Source organism: Fictibacillus nanhaiensis, assembly GCF_019801215.1.
Lineage (GTDB): Bacteria > Bacillota > Bacilli > Bacillales > Fictibacillaceae > Fictibacillus > Fictibacillus nanhaiensis_C.
Genome location: NZ_JAHVJO010000001.1, coordinates 1,152,237 through 1,174,823 on the forward strand (window position 1 = coordinate 1,152,237; position 22,587 = coordinate 1,174,823).

At 38.6% G+C, this 22,587-nt stretch carries 20 protein-coding genes; all 20 read right to left on the reverse strand.

Going from position 1 to position 22,587, the window contains the following annotated elements; all coding sequences use genetic code 11:
* Positions 1 to 32 precede the first annotated feature (32 nt).
* The 20 genes from ftsA to KUV80_RS06025 all read right to left on the reverse strand — a co-directional run bounded on the left by ftsA (position 33) and on the right by KUV80_RS06025 (position 22,548).
* Complete coding sequence (gene ftsA, locus KUV80_RS05930; protein WP_222461732.1) at positions 33 to 1,313, reverse strand: cell division protein FtsA; 1,281 nt, start codon at positions 1,311 to 1,313, stop codon at positions 33 to 35.
* Positions 1,314 to 1,456: 143 nt separating this feature from the next.
* Entirely contained in the window at positions 1,457 to 1,810 is a 354-nt protein-coding gene (locus tag KUV80_RS05935; RefSeq protein ID WP_222461733.1) for a small basic family protein, read from the reverse strand.
* A 1-nt stretch (position 1,811) separates the two neighbouring features.
* The gene (locus KUV80_RS05940; protein WP_222461734.1) at positions 1,812 to 2,513 is read right to left on the reverse strand and encodes a DUF881 domain-containing protein; all 702 of its coding nucleotides are present in this window, start codon (positions 2,511 to 2,513) and stop codon (positions 1,812 to 1,814) included.
* Between the two features lie 5 nt (positions 2,514 to 2,518).
* Positions 2,519 to 3,214 carry a DUF881 domain-containing protein gene (locus KUV80_RS05945; RefSeq protein ID WP_222461735.1) on the reverse strand — a complete coding sequence of 232 codons (696 nt, stop codon included), beginning with the start codon at positions 3,212 to 3,214 and terminating at the stop codon, positions 2,519 to 2,521.
* Positions 3,201 to 3,977 carry a cell division protein FtsQ/DivIB gene (locus KUV80_RS05950; RefSeq protein ID WP_222461736.1) on the reverse strand — a complete coding sequence of 259 codons (777 nt, stop codon included), beginning with the start codon at positions 3,975 to 3,977 and terminating at the stop codon, positions 3,201 to 3,203. The genes KUV80_RS05945 and KUV80_RS05950 overlap by 14 nt, the downstream gene beginning before the upstream one ends.
* 241 nt (positions 3,978 to 4,218) lie before the next feature.
* A complete protein-coding gene (gene murB, locus KUV80_RS05955) occupies positions 4,219 to 5,136 on the reverse strand; it encodes a UDP-N-acetylmuramate dehydrogenase (RefSeq protein ID WP_222461737.1) in 918 nt (305 codons plus the stop codon).
* A gap of 227 nt (positions 5,137 to 5,363) precedes the next feature.
* Positions 5,364 to 6,464, reverse strand: coding sequence for a stage V sporulation protein E (spoVE, locus tag KUV80_RS05960; protein ID WP_222461738.1), 1,101 nt, complete (start codon positions 6,462 to 6,464; stop codon positions 5,364 to 5,366).
* 36 nt (positions 6,465 to 6,500) lie between these two features.
* Entirely contained in the window at positions 6,501 to 7,853 is a 1,353-nt protein-coding gene (murD, locus tag KUV80_RS05965; RefSeq protein WP_222461739.1) for a UDP-N-acetylmuramoyl-L-alanine--D-glutamate ligase, read from the reverse strand.
* On the reverse strand, positions 7,854 to 8,828 hold the full coding sequence (gene mraY / locus KUV80_RS05970) for a phospho-N-acetylmuramoyl-pentapeptide-transferase (protein ID WP_222461740.1): 975 nt from the start codon (positions 8,826 to 8,828) through the stop codon (positions 7,854 to 7,856).
* Entirely contained in the window at positions 8,825 to 10,207 is a 1,383-nt protein-coding gene (locus KUV80_RS05975) for a UDP-N-acetylmuramoyl-tripeptide--D-alanyl-D-alanine ligase (protein ID WP_222461741.1), read from the reverse strand. The genes mraY and KUV80_RS05975 overlap by 4 nt, the downstream gene beginning before the upstream one ends.
* Positions 10,204 to 11,670, reverse strand: a complete 1,467-nt coding sequence (locus tag KUV80_RS05980; RefSeq protein ID WP_222461742.1) for a UDP-N-acetylmuramoyl-L-alanyl-D-glutamate--2,6-diaminopimelate ligase — start codon at positions 11,668 to 11,670, stop codon at positions 10,204 to 10,206. The genes KUV80_RS05975 and KUV80_RS05980 overlap by 4 nt, the downstream gene beginning before the upstream one ends.
* A gap of 97 nt (positions 11,671 to 11,767) precedes the next feature.
* Complete coding sequence (locus KUV80_RS05985; protein ID WP_222461743.1) at positions 11,768 to 13,702, reverse strand: stage V sporulation protein D; 1,935 nt, start codon at positions 13,700 to 13,702, stop codon at positions 11,768 to 11,770.
* Positions 13,703 to 13,776: 74 nt separating this feature from the next.
* Positions 13,777 to 15,972 (reverse strand): penicillin-binding protein, encoded by a 2,196-nt coding sequence (locus KUV80_RS05990; protein WP_222461744.1) that lies wholly within the window; start codon positions 15,970 to 15,972, stop codon positions 13,777 to 13,779.
* 15 nt (positions 15,973 to 15,987) lie between these two features.
* Positions 15,988 to 16,341, reverse strand: coding sequence for a cell division protein FtsL (gene ftsL / locus KUV80_RS05995; RefSeq protein WP_222461745.1), 354 nt, complete (start codon positions 16,339 to 16,341; stop codon positions 15,988 to 15,990).
* Positions 16,342 to 16,357: 16 nt separating this feature from the next.
* Positions 16,358 to 17,290, reverse strand: a complete 933-nt coding sequence (gene rsmH, locus KUV80_RS06000; protein WP_222461746.1) for a 16S rRNA (cytosine(1402)-N(4))-methyltransferase RsmH — start codon at positions 17,288 to 17,290, stop codon at positions 16,358 to 16,360.
* Positions 17,291 to 17,322: 32 nt separating this feature from the next.
* Positions 17,323 to 17,754, reverse strand: a complete 432-nt coding sequence (mraZ, locus tag KUV80_RS06005) for a division/cell wall cluster transcriptional repressor MraZ (protein ID WP_222461747.1) — start codon at positions 17,752 to 17,754, stop codon at positions 17,323 to 17,325.
* A gap of 129 nt (positions 17,755 to 17,883) precedes the next feature.
* Positions 17,884 to 19,506: a bacillithiol biosynthesis cysteine-adding enzyme BshC gene (bshC, locus tag KUV80_RS06010; protein WP_222461748.1), complete on the reverse strand. Its 1,623-nt coding sequence runs from the start codon at positions 19,504 to 19,506 to the stop codon at positions 17,884 to 17,886.
* Positions 19,507 to 19,585: 79 nt separating this feature from the next.
* Entirely contained in the window at positions 19,586 to 19,969 is a 384-nt protein-coding gene (locus KUV80_RS06015) for a DUF3397 domain-containing protein (protein ID WP_222461749.1), read from the reverse strand.
* 4 nt (positions 19,970 to 19,973) lie between these two features.
* The gene (locus KUV80_RS06020; protein WP_222461750.1) at positions 19,974 to 20,867 is read right to left on the reverse strand and encodes a ketopantoate reductase family protein; all 894 of its coding nucleotides are present in this window, start codon (positions 20,865 to 20,867) and stop codon (positions 19,974 to 19,976) included.
* Between the two features lie 139 nt (positions 20,868 to 21,006).
* Entirely contained in the window at positions 21,007 to 22,548 is a 1,542-nt protein-coding gene (locus KUV80_RS06025; RefSeq protein WP_222461751.1) for an acyl-CoA carboxylase subunit beta, read from the reverse strand.
* Between the last annotated feature and the right edge of the window lie 39 nt (positions 22,549 to 22,587).

A 22,587-nucleotide genomic window follows, 5' to 3' on the forward strand; every position in this document is an offset into this window, starting at 1 on the left:
GAGCGTTCCTCCTAATGACTAGTTCCTTTAAGTTATTCGAAAAATAATCCAAACCAGTCTTTCACTTTTGATTTCATTGTGCCTGATTGTTTTTCTTGTGCTGACTTTTGGCTTGACTGTTTCTTTTTAGGCAAGGATTCACCAGCATTTTCAGCTAGTGCAGAAGCTACTTCCTTACCTTGTACTTTTATGTTTTTATGAGTAAATTGAATCAGCCCTACTCCTGCCGTAAACTTAGGTTCTCTAACACCAATGTAATCAGGCAATGAAACTCTTACGTTTTGTTGGAAGATATCCTGAGCTAACTCAAGCACTCCAGGAATTGCAGCGACTCCACCTGTTATAACAAAGCCACCCGGCAATTCTGAATAACCTCGTTCATGCAATTCATCATCGATCATTTCAAAAATTTCAGCCATTCGAGCCTCAATGATTAACGACAATTCATATTGAGATATTTCTTGTTCTTGAGAAGACCCTATCTGTGAAACAGTAAACGTTTCATCTTTTGATGCATAATCAACAAATGAATGCCCGTGTTTCAACTTGATTTTTTCAGCATCTTCAGCAGAAGTTCTTAACCCGATTGATATGTCCTTTGTAATAAAGTCTCCGCCTATAGGAAGAACAGATGTAATTTGCATCGTTCCTTGGTCAAAAACGGAAAGCGTTGTTGAACCTCCGCCAATATCAATCAGTGCCACTCCAAGCTCCATTTCATCACGTGAAAGAGCGATAGATGAAGTAGCTAATGGTTCTAAACAAATATCAGCTACTGTAAGTCCTGCTCGCTCCACACAACGAAGTAAGTTATGTAAGATGGTTTTAGAACCGGTAATAACCGTTCCTTCCATTTCTAATCGCACACCTAGCATGCCTCTAGGATCAATAATCTCATCTGTTCCATCAACAATAAACTGACGAGGGATCACATCGATGATTTCACGCTCTGGAGGCACTGACATTACTTGAGCTGCCTCTATAACTCTAGCAATATCTTCATCGCCAATTTCACGGTCTTCTCTGGAAACGGCTACAACACCGTGGCAAGGCTGAAGTTGAATATGGTTTCCTTTAACACCTACTATAACAGCGTTGATTGGAATACCCAACATTCTTTCTGCCTGTTCTACGGCTTTTTTAATGGAACGAACAGTTTCATCAATATCTACAATGGAACCTTTTCTGATTCCAGCTGATTTCGCATGGCCAACACCAATAACATTAAAGGACTCACTGGTCATTTCTCCAATGATTACTTTAATATTGGATGTACCGATGTCTAAACTTACATAAATTTCATTGCTGTTCATTCTGTGGCACCTCCTAACCTTTCATCCAATAAATCTTCATCTTTAAATAAATAAACACTATTCCTTCATTTTCGCTTAATTATGGAATAAATTCCACAAACAACAGGTTATCCCTCTTTTTTTTTACCGGTTTTTCAAATTTTTTAGGCCTTTTTACGTGATTCAGTCCATTTCGAGATTAATAGTCGCCTTATCACAGCAATATTATTAAACAACCTTACCCCAAAAGCAAAAATTGCGGCTAAATACAGGTCTATACCAAGATGAACACCTAGATACGCTAATCCGGCAGCCAGTAAAATATTAAAGAAAAAACCTGTAATGAACACTTTATCTTCAAAGCTGCCTTGTAAATGTGCACGTATACCGCCAAATAATGTGTCAAGTGCAGCCAAGACAGCGATTGATAAATAATTTGAGTATTCAGGAGGGACCCGAAGATCAGACATGAAACCCAATAAAAGACCTAGTAAAAGTCCCAGTACCGGTAACCACATCTTACGTTTCCTCCTTTGCCGGTTTCATGTACTTCACCTTCACTGATTGTTCATAGGCTGGCAGTATAACTTCAGCAAGAGAGGCTTCCACGAAAAAATTTTCTCGCACAAACTCTTCTACAGCTGGAGATGCAATGATTTTCCGATGCAGCTTTTCATTGTTTTTTGCCAGTACGTGAATTTGGATGGGGAATGAAGAAACAGGCTCATTGTTGATATAAATGTCACCATTTACTTCCCTGATTGGTGTTTTTGATACGATCCGCTGTCCATCAATACTGATTTCCTTTGCATCATATCTATTTAATTCATTAACAAGTCTTCTAAGCATATCAGGATCAATCTTTGGCAGCGGGCGATCTCCAATTAGCTGGTCACTAAAAGGTTCGATAGTCATTACAATTCCTTGTCCGCTAACGGTTGTTAATCCCGCTTGTTTTTTCAAATCCGCCAAAGCTTTTTCCATCGCTTTAATTTTTTCATCGTTACCTTCTGATTCGTACTTATTCAATAATTCATTATAACGCTGAAGTTCCTCATTTAGCTCTTGCTGACGTTGTTTTTCTTTTTCAAGGTCTGCTCTTAGTTCCCACAGGTCCCGGGTATCTCTTACGATTGGGTTGTTCGTAGTCTCAAACTGAACCGCCAGCATTCCGCCTATTATGAGGGCAATCGTTGCAAACATAAATTGTCTTTCCTTCAACTTACTCATCCCTCTTCTGTAAGAAATGGCTCCATTTCGATTGCGTTTTCTTGTTCCACACGCACTTCAACACCATCATTTACAACCTTATCCACTATATAAAGGTTAAGTGATTTCTCCAGTGCAGGTGAGTCACCTATTGCAGTAATAACGAATGGCGCAGGATACTGGTTCCCATCCACACTAACTACCGGTCCTATGCAAGCTATATAAGTATCGTGTGAAATCCTTTGACCGTTAACCGCAATTGCCTCTGCCCCAGAAACATGAAGTTCATCAATGACACTTCTAATATGTTCTTCATGAACGATATAGTTGTTTGGGTTCTCATCTTCTGGAATATATGAGGAGTCTTGCAGGGTAACTTTTACCCCCTCCCCTTCCACTTTAACATTTCCTACTACCATTCTCAGTTGCTTCAAATCTTCTACGAGGTTTGATGAAATCTCTTCTTGATTAGCGAGTTTACTTTCTTTCTCTTCAACATTTTGCTGCAAGCCCTTTAGTTCACCGGCTAACTCACGATTTGTTTTCTGGAAATTTAATATTTGACTTCTTAATGAATCTTCTTTTTTCCATTCATTATTCTGCGCAACCTCGTTCTTTTCGAATTGAGCTCTTTGGTATGAGAAAGCTAAAATGAATCCGGTAACCAAAAGGATAAGAGATAAAAAGAGGTGCTTCCCTTTAATTTTTCTCATCTTTTTCCTCCGTAACTTCTCGGTTGTAGGGTTCAAATCGGGTACTGATCCCCAAATAGAACGTACCTTTTTCTTCAGGCTTTATACTGATTAATGCTGGATAATTTGAAAGTCCCTCAGAAAATTTAGAAATAGAAGTAACTACTTTATTTCCGTCAGTCATAAACAATGTTAGTTTACTAGCGTTGTTTGAATCAGGAGTATGCATGATTTCTGAAATTCTGTGTATGATTCCTTCAGGCAGTTTTTGTAGCTCTTGTGCCATGAACTCCAGCTGTGCTGGATCCTTCCAGCTTACGATAACTGGAGCATTTACGGGTCTCTCATTTTCCTTTAACGGTTCTAGCATCTTTCCGTTTTCCATCATCGGATAATATGTATTGTCCTTTTTAAAATAACCAACACGTTTATATTCTTTAACATTAATAATGACATGGTTGAAAAAATTTTTTTCAATAGAAACGGAATGGATTTCAGAGATGGGGTCTAGTCTTTTCTTTATATCATCTTCGGAAATATTCAGGTATTTTGTTTTGGTTGATATAAGGCTTTTTTCAAGAATTTCATGATCAGTTACAAAATAATTCCCTGAAACAGATATTTTTTTAACATGACTTAAATCAGACTGAAAATAAACTACGACCATTAATAACAGAAAGAAAAATGACAAGTAAAAAATAAGGCGTCGATTCGCTTTTTGTTTACGATGTTCTTTAAGCTTCGGAATTCGGTCCTCAATCGTGACAACCTTTACCTTGTCCATCCTCTTCCTCCGTTTAAAAGTTTTAGTACAAGAAAAGTAGTGTTCCTTCGTATTTCTATCAAACAAAAGAACTTGGCTTAAAACGCCAAGCCCTTCTTATACTAAAGGCTTTCTATACAGCCGGTTTATTCGGTAAAAAACAAAACTGCATAATCGTTTCAAACGCAACCATCATTTTTTCTTGTTCCTTGTATTATAGCATGGATAAGTACCAATAAAGCACTATTTATCCATTTTTTTGTTATTCATTTCTTCCGATGATTTCTACTTCCGTATGAAGGTCCACTCCATGCTTTTCTTTTATCGTTTTTTGAATAAACTGAATCAAATCTAATACATCTTTTGCTCTTGCTTCCCCCGTATTCACAATAAAATTCGCATGCATCTCAGATATTTGCGCTCCACCGATCTGAGTACCCTTTAGACCAGAAGATTCGATCAAATGGCCAGCATAATTGGGTAACGGATTGCGGAATACACTTCCGCAGCATGGAAAGTTCCAAGGCTGTGTATTTCTTCTGTAGTCTTTATTCTTTTTCAGTTCGGCCATGATTGTTTCTTTGTCGCCTTTTTCCAGAACCAAAACAACCTCAACACAAATTCCACCTTTTTCCTGCAAAACGGAAGTACGGTATGAAAACTCTAACTCTTTATTAGAAAGCCACTTCAGCTCACCGTCAGGAAATAGGATCAAAGCCTTCTCTACAATTTGAGACATATCGGAACCATGTGCACCTGCATTCATAAATACAGCACCACCAACAGAACCTGGGATTCCAGCTGCAAACTCAAGCCCTGTGTATGCTTCGCGTGACATAAGTGTTGCAAGCGGAATGAGTGAATAGCCTCCTCCGACCGTGATCTTATCATCATTTCTTATTAAATGATTTAGGCCTTCCCCCACTTTAATGACGACACCCTCTATCCCTCCGTCTGCTACGAGGAGGTTAGACCCTCTTCCAATAGCACGGATCGGGACATTCGTTTTCTTCATATAGGAAACGGCTGTCTTAAGACTCTCAATATTCTTTGGTTCATAGTAAAGATCAGCTGGACCGCCAATTTTTAATGTCGTATGGTTTTTTAACGGTTCGTTAAGCATAACTGTTCCTAGATCTTCATTTTTCAGCTTTTCGGCTAACTGATTTAACGTAAACATATTAAAACCCCCTGCGTTCTTAGGCATATCTCTATTTATATGCTATGCATTACTCTTTTCCATGTTTATCTCTTTCATAAACATCGATTTTGTAGTATTCGTATAAATGATCTTATTTGTTGGTATTATTCGAAATAAAAAAGAAGATACCCTGTCATATAGAGACAGGGTAACCAGCATTACTTTCCTATGTTTAGAATAAGAGATATTCTTTTGAAACTCAAGTATTAATAACGTGCGTAACGGCTTATATTCAAGATTACCCCAATTGATGCGAGCATTAACGTTAATGAAGAACCTCCATAACTTAAAAATGGCAAAGTTATTCCAGTAACCGGCATTAAACCAGTTACTACACCGATGTTAATCATAACTTGAATGGCAACCATTCCAATAATTCCAATCGCTAAAAAACTCCCAAAAAGATCAGGTGCACCCAAAGCGATTCTAATCCCTCTCCATAACAATAAACTAAACAACAGTAATACAAAAACACCGCCAATGAACCCTAATTCCTCTGATATGATTGCAAAAATAAAATCGGTTTGAGGTTCAGGCAAGTAGCCGAATTTTTGACGGCTCTGTCCTAGTCCAAGACCTAACAGTCCACCTGGTCCTAATGCATATAAGGATTGTATAATCTGAAAGCCGCTTCCCAGGGGATCACTCCAAGGATCAAGAAAGGATGTAATACGTTTAATCCGATATGGTGCAGAGATGATCAAACCCGCAAGACCGACTAGTCCGATTAGCCCCATTCCTACAAAATGTGATATTCGGGCTCCTGCTACGAACAGCATCACAAGACTTGTACCTACCATTACTGCCCCAGTTCCTAAATCAGGCTGAAGCATAATCATTGCAAAAGCAATCATGACCAAACTAAGAGTAGGAACCAAACCTTTTTTTAAAGATGTAATCTTTTTTTGATGTTCAGATAGATATTTTGCTAAAAAAGTAATCATTGCAAGTTTCATAAATTCAGACGGCTGAATGGAAAACGCGCCTACACCTATCCAGCTTCTTGCGCCTCCACGGACCATTCCAATTCCTGGAATGAGAACTGCGATCAATAAGAGAAAACATATGATCAGAAGAATTTTTGACCACACTCTCCAAGTCATATAGTTCACGTTCATAATAAAAAACATGGCCGCAATCCCTACTCCAGCAAACAGCAGCTGCCTTTTAGCAAAAAAGAATGAATCATCGAACTTATACAGCCCCAAATCAGCACTGGCGCTATATACCATAATAATACCGATTGACAAAAGCAATAATGTAACAATGATCATGATAATATCAGGGGTTGATTTCGTTGCAGGCAAAGGGAAACACCTCAACTCTTGTTATTTGTACAAACTTTATTTAAGTTTATGCACGGAGTTGATAAACATGTCCCCTCTTTGTTCAAAAGTCTTATATTGATCCCAGCTTGCACATGCAGGAGAAAGCAATATGACGTCACTTTTTTTCGAAAGACCGAATGCCAAGGGAACAGCCTCTTCCACATTATCAGCACGTTTGATCGTTTCTATTCCTGCCTGTTTTCCGGCTTCAGCCATTTTATCTGCCGTTTGACCAAATGTCACAAGCACTTTCACATTTTTCAATGATGGAATGAGATCATCAAAAGAATTACCTCTGTCAAGTCCCCCTGCTAAAAGGATTACTGGATTCGGAAATGCTGAAATTGCTGCTTTTGTAGCTAAAATATTCGTTGCTTTGGAATCATTATAAAACCGTCTGCCTTCTACATCTCCCACATATTGAAGCCTATGTGTTACTCCAGCAAATGTCGTCAACACTTTTTGAATCTGCTCCACACTAGCTCCTGCAAGCAATGAAGCAGATATCGCCGCCATAATATTTGATAGATTATGTTCACCTGGCAGTACAATATCTTTTAGGTTAATAATCTTCTTTTGTTGGAAAAACAATGCACCATCTTGTATGTAAGAACCTTCTACAACCTTATTTTTTACAGAAAACGGGACATGCATTGCTTTGGAATGCTTTAGAAGTTCTACTACGTTTTCGTCATCTCTGTTGTAAATCACATAGTCATCTTGATTCTGATTTTCTGTAATCTTAGCCTTCGCTTTTCCATATTCGTCTAGTGATCCATGGTAATCTAAATGGGCTTCAAATAGATTCAGAAAGACGGAGATCTGCGGTTTGAATCTTTCCGTACCCATAAGCTGAAAACTGGATAGCTCCGCAACTAAAATATCGCGAGGAGTCGATTGGGCAGCAACCTCAGAGAAGACTGTTCCAATATTACCTGCAACGATTGGGTTTTTTTCACTATTCTTTAGCATTTCGCCGATTAGTGTCGTAGTGGTCGTCTTCCCGTTTGATCCTGTAATCGCGATAATCGAAGCTTCTGCAATCAATCCTGCAATCTCCACTTCTGTATAAACAGGAAGACCTCGTTTTATCGCTTCTTCGATTAAAGGATTATGATAAGGAATTCCAGGATTTTTCACTAAAAAATCAAGCTGGTTGTCAAGGAGGCTTAAAGGATGGCCGCCGCATTCCACTCTAATTCCTAATTTCTCAAGCTGTTCTGCTTCAAGATTTCCTTCTCTTTTGTCTCGATCATTAACAATAACATTCGCTCCAAATGAATGAAGCAGTTTTGCTGCCGCAAAACCGCTTTTGGCTAATCCAACAATTAAAATATTTTTATCTTGAAAAAAATGTGTATTTTTCATTTAAACCCACACCTCTAAATAAATTCCTAATGCTGCAAAAATTAGTCCCACCAACCAGAACGTTACGACGATACGCCATTCACTCCAACCAGACAATTCATAATGGTGATGCAGGGGACTCATTTTGAATACTCTTTTTCCTGTAAGCTTGAATGAAGCTACTTGTAACATTACGGAAATGGTTTCAATTACGAAAACTCCCCCGATGATTACAAGCAAGATTTCCATTTTTGTTAATATCGCTACAGCACTTATCGCTCCCCCGAGTGCTAAAGAACCTGTGTCACCCATGAACACTTTAGCTGGATGTGCGTTAAATACTAAGAATCCTAACACAGCACCTACAACTGCTACACAAAAGATGGCTGCTTCAAATTGAAGCATTGTAGAAGATAGAACTGCAAACGCACCAAATGCGATGGCAGCAGTTCCTGCCAACAAACCATCTAATCCATCTGTCAGGTTTACGGCGTTAGAAGCTCCAATCAACATAAATACGACTAAAATAGGATAAAACCAACCAAGATCGATTGACCAGTCAGTTCCTGGAACTGAGATCTCAGTTGAAAAATCCATCGTTTTAAGTCCAATGTAAAAAATAGCTGCAATGATTAGCTGACCAATCAGTTTCTGTTTAGAAGTTAAACCAAGATTTCTTTTCTTTACCACTTTAATAAAATCATCTAAAAATCCTAAAAGTCCATACCCTAATGTTACAAGCAGCAACAGATGCGTTTCCACCGTTACCGTAAAAAATTTTGCTGTCATAGCATACGTAGCAACAAGAAGAGCAAGTACAATAACGATACCACCCATCGTTGGTGTTCCTTGCTTCTTTTGATGTGATTTCGGACCTTCGTCACGAATGCTCTGACCAAATTTCAATCTTCTTAAGAACGGAATAAAGAAGGGTGAGCTCAATACTGCTATTAAAAAAGATGCAATTAATGTAAAAAGTAAAACTTGCTCAATCATTTTTTCGACTCCTGTTCTTCTTCTAAAAATGTAGAAATAAGGGTTTCAAGTACCATCCCCCTAGATGCTTTGAAAAGAATCGCCGTGTCCTTCGATAACAAATTTTGAATAGGAAGAACCGCTTCTTCTTTTGTAAGACATTCGATGACTTCAAGGTTTTTCGTTTTTCGCTTCTTTAATTCATCTGCAATCCAAGCACCTTTTTGTCCGATTGTAATTACGTTGTTAATAGAAGAATCAACGTGTTCGGCAATTTTTCTATGCATCTCTTCTTCACTAGGTCCAAGCTCATACATATCTCCCAATACGGCAACTTTTGTTGTAAAGTCCTTCAGTTCGCTAAGTGTTGAAAGAGCTGCGATCATACTTGTGGGGCTCGCATTATACGCATCGTTTATAAGAAGTGTATCTTTCTTCCCCTTTTGCATCTCAAGTCTCATCGAAGTGACTTTAAGTTTTTCGAGTCCGTCTATAATTTTGTTATCTTCTATATTCAAATAATGCCCAACAGCTATCGCATATGCCGCATTTTTTATATTGTGACGGCCAAGCATCGGTATACGGTAATGAGTTGTTCCTTCTTCCAAAGTAAAAGATACACCTCTTGTATCTGTTTGAAGATTGGACAACTTTAACGTAGAAGTATCTCCAAAGCCAACTTTTAAAACATTTTCACCCTTGACATGGGATAGGAGTGGCTCATCTCCATCAATGATGAGCAGACCGCCTTGCTTCAGTCCGTCAGCAATCTCAAGCTTTGCTTTTGCGATACCTTCACGACTGCCTAATTGTTCAAGGTGACTTTCGCCAATATTCGTAACTACCGCAGCATCTGGTTCAGCGAGTTTACTCAAAAGTGAAATCTCATGAAAGTTGCTCATGCCCATTTCAAGGATTAAAACTTCTGTCGTTTCTTCCATTGCTAGAATAGTAAGCGGTAAACCGATATGATTGTTATAATTACCTTGTGTTTTAAACGTTTTGAAAGTCGTGGATGACACGCTTTCAATCATATCCTTTGTTGTTGTTTTCCCGTTGCTGCCAGTTACAGCAACAACAATCGGGTTTATCTTTTTTAAATAATATTTTGAAATCTTTTGTAAAAATTCAACAGTCTCTGAAGTATATAGAACAGGAAAATCTTCAGGCAACCCATCAGGAAGCTCTCTTCCTTCCTGCCAAACTGTTGCTATGCATCCCTGTTTGATTGCATCCAACAAGAAATCATGTCCATCAAAACGCTCTCCCACAATCGGCAAGTACAGAGCATTTTCAGTTCTTTGTCTCGTGTCTTTAGATACACCCTCGATAATAAGGCTTTCTTGTTTTCCAGATGTGTAACTAGCTAAAGTAACAAGTTCTTTTATATCCAATTTCATTTTTTCACCGTCCTAATCGCTTCCCGTGCAACTTCTCTATCATCAAAATCAAATACATGATGACCAATAATTTGATATGTTTCATGCCCTTTTCCAGCAATTAAAATGACATCATTTGTATGGGCTTTTTCTATCGCATAGTGGATCGCCTGTTTCCGGTCTGGAATCGTTACATAATTTGCTTCATCTATGCCTTCTTCCATCTCTTTTAAAATCTGCAGTGGATCCTCAGTGCGTGGATTATCACTTGTAAAGATTGCTAAATCAGCTAAATCAGCAGCTATACCAGCCATGAGTGGACGTTTCGTTTTATCCCGATCTCCCCCACATCCAACTATTGCAGTAATCTTTCCTTTCGAAAACTCTTTTATCGTTCTTAATACATTCTCCAAGCTATCTGGAGTATGTGCATAATCTACAATAACTGTATAATCCTGCCCGGCGATAACAGGCTCAAACCTCCCCGGCACACCAGAAATATCTTCAAGAGAAGAAATGATTTGGTCGAGGTCCAACCCTGACAGTAAACAAGTGGATATAGCAGCTAGCACATTATACACTGAAAATTTACCAATAAGTTTGAGCGTTACCTTTTTTGTACCTAAAGGTGTTTCAAGGGTAAATGATGTACCATGAGATCCGATCATGATCTCACTGGCACGAATATCACTTTCATGATCAATTCCGTAAGAAATTACTTGCGCTGAAGTAACTCTTTCAAACATTTTAGAAGCTGGATCATCATTGTTAAGTACGGCAACTTTTCTATCAGACTTATGGTAAGTATTCCCCATCTGAGAAAACAAAAGACTCTTTGCGTATTGATATTCTTCCATGTTTTTGTGGTAGTCTAAGTGATCTTGTGTAAGATTCGTAAATACTGCGATATCAAAATCACAGCCCCAAACTCTCCCTTGATCAAGAGCATGTGAAGATACTTCCATCACGGCTGCATCTACTTTTTCTTCCGTCATTCTATGAAATGCATTTTGAAGGAATAAACAATCTGGTGTTGTGTTTGCTACTTTGAAACTTTGGTCTTTAATTTTCATTTCAATCGTTCCAATCATACCAGTAGTTTTACCAGCATCACGAAACACTTTTTCAATGATATGTGAAGTTGTGGTTTTTCCGTTCGTACCTGTAATACCAATCAAATGCATTTTCTGTGAAGGATGACCATAAAACGCATCTGCCAATACCGCTAGTGCTTTTTTCGAATCCTTAACCTTTATAACAGGAATGTTAACATTTAGATCCTTTTCAGCCAAAATAGCAGCTGCTCCATTCTTAGCAACTGTCTCAGCAAAATCATGACCGTCAAAAATATGTCCTTTCATACAAACAAAAAGACAGCCTTCTCCCGCTTTCCTGGAGTCCATTTCAATGGAGGTAATTTCAGGATTGGCTTCGGTATCCATTTTATAGTTCACTAAATATGTAAGCAGTTCTTTTAATTCCATAATCCTGACCTCTCCTCTATATCCCTTAACCATTCTCGTTTTAAGAAAAATAAGCCAAGGCAAGAATCCGCGCTTGGCTATGTGTACATTCTTTATTTTAATCTTCCACTTCTTTTTTGTCACCCAAAAATAAACGTATCGTTTTGCCTGCCTGTAGCTTAACACCTGCTTGCGGGGCTTGCTGGACAATATATTCCCCTTTACCAGATGTATCAATCTTCAAGTTATATAAAAGATTGGATAGCTCTTTTGTTTTTTTTCCGACTAAATTTGGAACGATTACTTCTGGTGCGTCGAGCCATGTTTTTTCTTTTTCAATCTGGCCTTTTTGTTTTTCTACACCCATTGCAGAAAGACTATCCTCTATAATATTGCCTACAATTGGCGCGGCTACTATTCCACCGAACTGCAATGTTTCTTTCGGATTATCGATAGCTACATACACGACGATTTCTGGATTGTTGGCTGGAGCCATTCCAATAAAGGAAACGATATGATTATTTTTTAAATAGACGCCGCCTTCCGCTTTTTGGGCGGTACCTGTTTTTCCTCCCACTCGATAACCATCTACAAAAGCATTCTTCCCTGTACCTTGAGCAACTACACTTTCTAATGCTCTTCTTACTTGCTTTGATGTTTCCTCTGATATAACTCTTCTTTTTAATTTTGGTGTTTGTTTACTTACCACTTTCCCCGTAACAGGATCTACTAATTCTTTAGCTATATAAGGTTCGTATAGATACCCCCCATTTACGGCCGCAGAAACTGCTGCAACTTGCTGGATAGGTGTAACCGATACCCCTTGCCCGAACGCTGTTGTTGCCAACTCTAAAGGACCCACTCGATCGAGCGAAAACAATATCCCTCTTCCTTCACCTGCTAAGTCGACTCCTGTTTTTTCGCCAAAACCAAAATCTTTAATATACGAAAAAAGTTTATCTTTTCCTAATCGCTGTCCTAAAATGACAAAACCAGGGTTACAGGAATTTTGTACTCCTTCTAAAAAGGACTGGCTCCCATGACCTCCCGCTTTCCAGCATTTCAACTTTCTTCCTGCGACTTCAATCGAACCTGGGTCATGAAAATGATCGTTCTCAAGATCAACTTTACCTTCTTCAAGTGCGGCAGCAAGCGTGATGATCTTGAAGGTAGATCCTGGCTCATATTGCGCCCAAACTGGCAAGTTGCGATTGTATACCTCTGGAGCTACGCGCTTGTATTCTTCAGGATCAAAATCAGGTCTTGAACTCATGCCTAATATTTCACCTGTATTCGGATTCATTGCAATGGCAATTGCTCCATCAGCATTGTAGGTAGCCTGAGCAATATCGAGTTCTCGTTCAATGATCGTTTGTACTCTTGCATCAGTGGTAAGACGCAAATCGTAGCCGTCTTTCGGTTTTTCATATTTATCAGATAATGAAGGCATCCTTCTTCCTCGTGCATCTGAGAAAAAAGAAACATGTCCTTTTTTTCCGTTTAATTGATCATCATAATAAAGCTCAAGTCCTGTTAACCCTTGGCTGTCTATCCCTGCAAAGCCTAACACATGTGAAAGATAAGAACCAAATGGGTAATGCCGCTTACTATCTTCTGCTACAAAAACACCAGGAAGATTTAATGATTCTACTTCTTTCGCTTTGTAGTTTGTGATCTTTCTGCCGCCATTATCGATTCGAACAATCGATTCTTTTTTTGTAATCCTCTTATACACTTCCGTTTTCGAAATATTCAACACGGCAGCGAGTTTTTCAGCTGTTTCATCTGCTTCTTTCACTTGTCGTGGTACAACAAAAACGGTAGGAGCACTAATGTTTGTTGCGAGTACAACATCATTGCGGTCTACAATCTTACCTCTTTTAGGTTCGAAAGGAATATTACGGCTCCATGAATCAAGTGCTTGATCTGTAAGCATGTTTCCTAATACAAATTGAACGTAGCCAAGCCGAACAGATATGACGAAAAAGAAGGCTAGTCCAAATACAAGAACTAAAATTAAGCGCCTGCGTACTGTTACATTTGAAACTCGCACACAAAATACCTCCCCTGTATGGTTCGTTTCAAATATATGCTTGTACACAAGCGCATAGAACATATAGCCCGTACTTAGTCTGTTACCGTTCGTTCTTCTTCATTTTGCTGTTCTTCTTCCTCATTTGCATCAGGGTTAGGCTCGGTCTCTTTTGGAGGATCAAGCTGTACAACAAGGAAATCGCCTTTTTTTACCGGATTTCCTGCTTTAATACTTTGTTTCACGGCAAAGCCGCTGCCTGTGATCGTTTCTTTTAAACCGATGAGCTTACTGATTCGTAAAATGTCCATATATGACCAATCTTTCATATCTGGCATCTTCATATCACCAGACGTTTGGAGGATGACACGTTCTCCTTTAATTACATATGCACCTTCATAAGGTTCTTGCTTAATAATTTTATCATCAGAACCAATTACAGACACATGCATACCTAACTTTTCTAGTTCGGATTTTACTTGTTTAACAGATTGGCCCGTGTAATCGGGCAATTCACTACCGTATGATTTATGGGTTGTCGCTTTACTAGAATTGTCTTTCGCTTCAGGCTGGATATTCAAATATTGAAGACTGCTTTTCATAACACTTGTAAAAATGTTTGCAACTGGTGTATAACCCATCTCCGGATACTCGATCTTCGGGCGTTCTACTGCTACATAGACAAGTAATTTCGGGTCATCTTTAGGGGCCATTCCTAAAAAGGAAAAAACATTTTCTCCCCATCCAGAAATATATTTTCCATCTTTTCCAGGAATCTGGGCTGTACCAGTCTTGCCTGCTACACGATAACCATCAATCATATATGGTTTTCCTGTTCCATCGGTCACAACCGTTTCTAGAATATCTCTAACCTGTTTGGCAGTTGCTTCAGATATCGGTTTACCTGCCACTTTAGGTTCACGAGTGAGAACCGTCTTCTTCGTCTCAGGGTCAATAATTTTATTAATCACATACGGCTGCATCATCGTACCTCCGTTTGCGATTGCTGTTGCGGCTTGGATCTGCTGAATTGGCGTTATTGTTGATCCTTGTCCAAAAGCAGTCGTTACTTTTTCAATCTCATAGTTATATAAAATAGAACCGTTTTTCTCATTCGGTATATCAACGTTCGTTTTTTGGTCTAATCCAAATTTTGAAATATAGTTTCTAAATCTTTCATATCCTAGTTTTTCACGTACGAGCTTTGAAAAAGCAACGTTTGAAGAATTTTGTACTCCTACATCATAAGAAATTGTTCCCCAGCCTTTACGGTTATGGTCATAGATAGGCCTTCCAATATTAGGGAGTTTATAAGAACCACTTTGAAATTGTTCGTTGCCGTTATATACACCTTCTTCTATCGCTGCTGCTAACGTGAAGATTTTCATCGTAGATCCAGGCTCAAAAGGATAAGAGACAGCAAAATTCGTATAGTTATCAATCTCTTTTTTATTCGGATTAAACGTAGGATAGCTGCTCATCCCCAATATTCTTCCTGTTTTCGGATCTGCCACGATAGCTGTCATCTTCTCAGGCTCAAATTCTTTTGCCGCTTCACCCATCGCTTCATCTAAATAAAGCTGTATTTTTTCGTCAAGGGTCAAATAGATATCTTGACCATGCTTTGGCGGTTTAATAGATTCCTTGTTTGAGGGGATCGCACGGCTGAAGGCATCTCCAAGAAAGGTAATCTTGCCATCTTTCTCTTTTAGGTATTTGTCTAAAGATTTCTCAAGCCCCATTAAACCTGACTGAACACCTTCTTCTCCATTACCTGTGTAGCCTATGACATGAGAAGCAAACGTTTGATTGGGGTAATAACGTCTTGATTCTCTAATAAAATCAATTCCTGGAATCTTTAAATCTTCAATCTGTTCTTTTTTTCTGTATGATACTTTTCTACCCGCAGGCAGTTCCACTTGAAATCGACCTTCTTTGCTTAACAGTTCCACAAGTTCCTCTTTGTCTGCATCCAAAATCTTTGCCAGTTTTTCTGCTGCCTTCTCAGGGTCCTTTATGTGGTTCGGATAATCTTTGTCCAATATGGCAATGACGCTATACGAAGGGATATCTTGCGCAACTACCTCACCATTCCTATCAAACATCGTACCTCTTTTTGCATCAAGCACATCACTTTTTAACCATTTTCTTTTTCCATATTCAATTAAATCTACACCTTCAGCAGACTGAGAAGATGCAACGAGATAAAACTTGCCCGTCAATATAAAAAAGAGCACGGTAAACGCAACCATAAGAATACCTGCTCCTACATTTTTTCTTTTTAATTTCATAACAGCACCTGTTTTTTAATCCTGGACCACTTTTACATTCTTATCATCAAAAATAAAGCCTTGTTGCTTTGCGATCTTCATGATGCGTTCTGGATTGCTTAATTCTGTTACTTGCAGATGATAATCTTCTACAATCTTGGATTCTGAAGAGATTTCTCGTTGAATCGTTTCAATCTTTGCGGTTGCCTGATAAACAGATGCATAAAGTGAAATGAGCCAAACAAGTCCAGCTACGAGGACGATCCCCATCATTCCCCAAAGAACGACTTCACCTTTTGTAAAAAGTTTACGTCCGTGCTGTTCAATAGGTCTTGGGTTACTTTGTGTTTGTATTTGTTGTTTATGAACTTGATATGCTAAATTGCTCAAAATAATTTTCTCCTCTCTATTTCTGTTTTTCGGCAATTCTTAGTTTCGCAGAACGAGATCGTCTGTTTTCTTCCAGCTCGTTGTCAGTCGGCACTATCGGTTTTCTTGTAATCAGTTTTAATGTTGGTTTGTATTCTTCTGGAATGATGGGTAAGCCTGGAGGGAGTTCCGGCCCAGTGCTTGCTTGTTTTAGTATATTTTTACACGCGCGATCTTCAAGTGAGTGAAACGTGATGACTGCAATTCTACCACCAACCTTTAATAGTTCAATGGAGTCTTTTAGTGCATCCTCGAAGGCGTTTAATTCATCATTGACAGCGATCCGAATAGCTTGAAAGGTTCTTTTTGCAGGATGTCCGCCTGTTCTCCTTGCAGGAGCAGGTATAGCATCCTTTATTATTTCGACAAGTTCACCTGTTGTTTGAATTTCTTTTTTCTCTCTCGCTGCTTCAATTTTCCTAGCGATCTGTTTAGCGAATTTTTCTTCGCCATAGCGAGAAATAATTCTCATTAAGTCATGAAAAGACCATTCGTTTACAACTTGCTTTGCTGTAAGCTCACTCGTTTGATCCATTCGCATATCAAGGTCAGCGTCATGCTGATAACTGAATCCTCTGTCTGCTTCATCCAGTTGTGGTGAAGAGACACCAAGATCGAACAGGATACCATCCACTTCCTCAACACCAAGAGCGTTCAGTTCTTCTTTTATATAGCGAAAATTGCGGCGGATAATGGTGAACTTACCTTCGTATTCCTTTAATACTTCTTTTGCATTCTGGATTGCTTTGTCATCTTGATCGAATGCATATAAATGGCCTGATCCCAGTTGGGAAAGTAAAAGAGCGCTATGCCCTGCCCCGCCTAACGTACAATCTACATAAATTCCATCTGGCTTAACGTTTAAGGCATCTACTGATTCTTGTTTTAATACGGTTATATGGTCAAACATGGAAAATTCCTTTCTGCTGTAAACTTAAGGGTTTATAAATCGAAGTCCATGAGACTTTCTGCGATTTCGCCAAAAGAGTCTTCTGACTTTGAGAAGTATTCTTCCCATATCGATTTGCTCCAAATCTCAATTCTATTCGACACACCTATGACAACGCAATCCTTTTCTAGTTTTGCGTAGTCTCTGAGTGGAGATGCAATATTCACTCTTCCCTGTTTATCCAGCTGGCATTCAGCAGCTCCAGAAAAGAAAAATCGGGTAAAAGCCCGGGCGTCCTTCTTTGTGAATGGTAAGCTCTTAAGTTTATCTTCAATAACCTTCCACTCATCTAAAGGATAGCCGAATACACATTGATCCAACCCACGAGTCAAAATAAACTCTGTGCCTAATTCTTCACGAAATTTGGAAGGGATGATCATACGTCCTTTTTCGTCGATGCTGTGCTGATACTCTCCCATGAACATATAATCACCCCACTTTCTCCCCTAAATCTACCACATCACTCCACTTTTCACCACTACAAGTATAATTCGTTTGCAAAAAAAAAAATCCTGCTGTCTCACAGGATTTTTTGAAAAATTATTTAATATCGCCTATAGGTAGACAATTTTATGTTTTTCATTAAATGAAAAAGGGTGTTCTACTAGTTGTTTAATAAGGTCTGGTCCCCATTCATTCGCAAATTGATAGACGTTCCAGACTCTTTCTTGCAAGACGTTACCAGGTTTAAGTTCGAGCATGATCTCATCAAATTCTGCCAACGGTTTCTTCACTTTTCTTCTTATCCGTTGTTCCATTTTTTGTTCGATATAATGAATCTCACCAAAGACTCGGTTTAGATTCTTTTCAGTAACAGGCAGCAAGGCAAAATCAATGTTTTCAGCTAACTTCATTAATTGAGAATACGATTGTGCGATCTCTGCTTTTACTCTTTCTATCGTATCGTTTGTCTCTACTGGTCTATTTTTTTCAAACCATTCTCTTTTGTAGTCTTCTGTGCCATTCTCTATTACGTTTTTAACGGTTAACTGTTTGGAAGCTAAAAGTTGGTCCGTGTTTTCAAGAACAAGTGTAAGCGAAAGCCGTTGCGTAAGGATAGGCATTTTTCTATCAAAATGATGAAAAATCTCTCCTAAAGCAGCCCAGTATGAGATTTCTCCAGGTCCTGCAATAAAGGATAAGGTAGGCAGGAGAAACTCTTGCATCAAAGGCCGCGTAACCACATTGTTACTAAATTTCTCTGGATAATCTAACGCTTCTTTCAACAGCTTTTCTTCTGATATAACAAAATCTTTTTCTTTAGAGGTATAACCTTCTTCAGATCGATACAAAAGAATTCTTTCTCCATTTTTTGTATAAAACAAATGTGCGTTATCAGGCTGAACTTCAATCGGATCTTGAAATCCTTTTTCATTCAATCTCTTTGTTTGAGAAATAAAGGCTTTATCAATTTCAGAATTGTTTATGATCATCTTCTTTAAGTAAGAAGATTGCAGTTTTTTAAATGCCGGATCACCTGAATCCAATAATATTAAACCCTCATCAGAAAACCATTTTGCAAGTAGTTTAGCAAAGAACGTAACGATTGAGTCCGAATCATGCAGAATCCGCTGTGTTTCAGCAAGAAAATCCTGAGTGTACGCCGTTTCTCCGAAAGATCGAAACACTTCCACCAACCATGGCTTGACATCATCGGGATTCCACCTCCAAAGAGAAGCAGACGACTTTACAGCAGTAGCTGACTTTAACGAGATTTTTTTTGCTGTATCATTTTTCGGAATCATCACATGATTAATCTCATCCATATCATGATCTTCGCCAGCGATCCAAAATACTGGAGCTACTGGTACGCCAAGTTCTTTCTCAGCTTGTTTAGCAAGCTGGATCGTACTGATACACTTATAGATTACAAGAAGAGGCCCAGTGAGAAGTCCGGCTTGCTGACCGCCAACAACTGCTAATCCTTCAGGATGGTGCAGTTTTTGTATGTTTTCAACAGTGTTAGATGAATTTCCAATTTTTCGATTGTATGCTAACAAATACTCTGTAAGTTCTTTTCTAGGAAATAAATGACGCTTCAGTTCCTGCTGTCTTTTTGCCCATTCTCCGTTATCAAATGATGTCTTATAATCAAAAAACCGAGCAACTTCCGAATCTCCGTTGGAGTACCCTTTTAGAAATGGTGATGTTTGAAGATTCATTTCCTCCAGTCTCATTTTGTACTTCCTTTCTGCGTGTCAATAACATCCTAACCGAGTATAGCAAATATTCATCCAAGACAATAAAAGATTTGCTCTATATTTCTAATATGCGATCAATGATTCCATATGTCATTAATAAAAAATAACCGAACGAAAGAATCAAGAACTGCAGACGCCAATTTAACGTTAGTATTTTACCGACCGATAGTTCAATGTCATTTTTCCAGATGAACAGGGTAAAAAGTAAACAACCCGTTAAAAACAATAAAATGAGGACCCAATAATAAGATTGGCCCCAAATTTCTACACTCATTCTTTCAATGGCGATAAATAAGAAAAAGGTTGTAAAATCTGTTCCGGTTTTAAAGGCTTTTTTTCTTTTTCCCGTTAACTTATAAACACTTTTGTTTACAATAAAAAAAACAATGTACGGTACTGTTATTAAAGTAGCAATAATGGCTCCTAAAACGCTAGACAATCACTCATCCTCTCCAATCCAAGGCTTTCACCGCAAGATAAACAAACTCCGAAAAGGGTAAATGCAGGTCTCGTTTTTTTCCAAGTTTTAATATTTCCCCCGTAATCGAATCTATTTCCGTTTGCTCGCCAATTTCAACGCTCTTAAACATAGAAGAGCGGTTTAAAGAAGTAGTTCTGCAGAGTGATAACAATTCCTTCCATAATTCATCCCGTTTGAATTCCATTTGTAACACTATGATGGTTTCATCAAATAGCCGGTTCATCAAACTCAAAGCATATTTATTCTCTAAGAGTTCACCGTTTGTGATTCTAAGCATCGCTGTTACAGGATTAATGGAGGCATTCATTACTAATTTTTCGAAAAGCATGCGTTCATAATCCTGTTCAACAACAATCGGAAATGTAGGGTTATTAAAAATAGATTGCCAGTCACCACATCTGTTTCCTCTATACGAAGAGATTTTAATCCGACCTGAACCTAAATGATTTACCATGGAATACCCATCTCTTCCAGCACCATGTTCCACTACACCAACACATATATCTTTTTGTACAACTGTATTTAAAAAGGTAAGATGACTAATTCCATTTTGTAAAAATAGACAAGAAAGGGATGCATACTGTTGATCTTTTAAAAAACTTAATTCTTCAATAGCGGTTTGCTTTACAGCAATCACACACCGCTCTTCACTACCCGAAAACGCCTGAATCGGTTTACTTTGAACGGGTACAGAATGTTTTTTTCTGTTTTTATCACGATATGTAATTCCTGAAGCGTTTAATTTTTGAGCTTGTTCTTCTGTCCTCGTATAAATAACAGGCTCTACTCCATTCATCTTTAGAAAATAAGAAACTAATAAACCGATCGCTCCTCCGCCGATTACACATACTTTCATCTGTAGCCTCCACACATGTAAGTCATTTAGTATGATTTTACCATATTAAAGGAAAGTTTATGAAAACGAGTAGGGCATAAAAAAAGCCGACATCCTGAAGTAGCGAGAGTCCCGCTCTTAAGATGTCAGCTCATTTAAATCAAACAGGATAAACCGGATGCTTACGTTCACTAAAAACGATTTCTTTATTTTCATAAAAGGCAAATCTATTTTTCAATTCATCTCGAAGGGAAGATGGTGAAACAATATCATCAATGATCATTTCTGAAGCAAGCTTATAAATATCAATATGTTCTTTATATTCTTGCTGTTTTTGCTGAACGAATTGAATTCTTTCTTTCATGTCTTCAATCTCGTTTATTTTGTTGGAATAAACAGCATTCACCGCTGCCTCAGGACCCATTACTGCAATTTGAGCAGTAGGAAGTGCTAAACAGCAATCAGGTTCAAAGGCAGGACCTGCCATCGCATAAAGTCCAGCACCGTATGCTTTTCGAACGATAACAGAAATCTTAGGAACGGTTACATCACTCATAGCAGCGATTAATTTTGCTCCGTGTCTAATAATTCCCGCTCTCTCCACTTTTGTACCAATCATAAACCCTGGTACGTCCGATAAGAAAAGAAGAGGAATCGAGAACGCGTCACACAGTGTGATGAATTTTGCAGCTTTATCTGCAGAATCTACAAACAAAACTCCGCCTTTTACTCTAGGCTGATTCGCAATAATACCAACTGGCTTTCCATCGATTCGACCAAAACCTGTTACAATTTCTTGAGCGAACAGCTTTTTCATTTCAAAAAAGCTTCCTTCATCAATCAGTCCATCAATAAACTCATACATATCAAATGGAACGTTTTGATTTTCTGGTACGATCTCTTCAAGCTCTCTTCCTGGTTTTGGTGAAGCAGCTTCCGTTACAGGTGCCTTTTCCTTGTAATTCACAGGAAAGTAAGTGAGATAACGGCGTGCTTCTTCAATCGCTTCTGTTTCATTTGCAGCTAAAACATCGCCACAGCCGCTGATTGAACAGTGCATTCTTGCTCCGCCCATCTCTTCAAGCGTCACCTTTTCTCCGATTACTTTTTCCGCCATACGAGGGCTTCCTAAATACATGGAAGCATTCTGATCAACCATGATTACAACATCACAAAATGCTGGAATATATGCACCTCCAGCTGCAGATGGACCAAAGAGAATGCAGATTTGAGGAACCATTCCTGACATTTTTACTTGATTGTAAAAAATTTTCCCTGCTCCTCTGCGGTTAGGGAACATATCAATTTGATCTGTGATACGAGCTCCAGCTGAATCAACAAGATAAAGCATCGGAACTTTAAGTTTTTGAGCTGTTTCTTGAATGCGAATGATTTTCTCGACCGTTCGTGCTCCCCATGAACCAGCTTTAACGGTTGAATCATTCGCCATTACACAAACTGTCTTACCACCCATTTTTCCGATAGCCGTTACAACACCATCTGCCGGAAGGTCACCAGCCTGATTGTTGGCGAACTTTGCATCTTCAACAGAGTATTCTCCGTTATCAAACAAAAGTTTTAATCGGTCGCGGACAAACATCTTATTTTGAGCACTATTTTTTTCGTGATATTTTTGTGCACCGCCAGCTTCGATCTGGTCTATTTTTTCCTTTAAATGTTCTTCTAATTTTGCAACCATCATGTACCTCCTTAAAGAGAGTGAGCGCTCGCTCAGATTGTA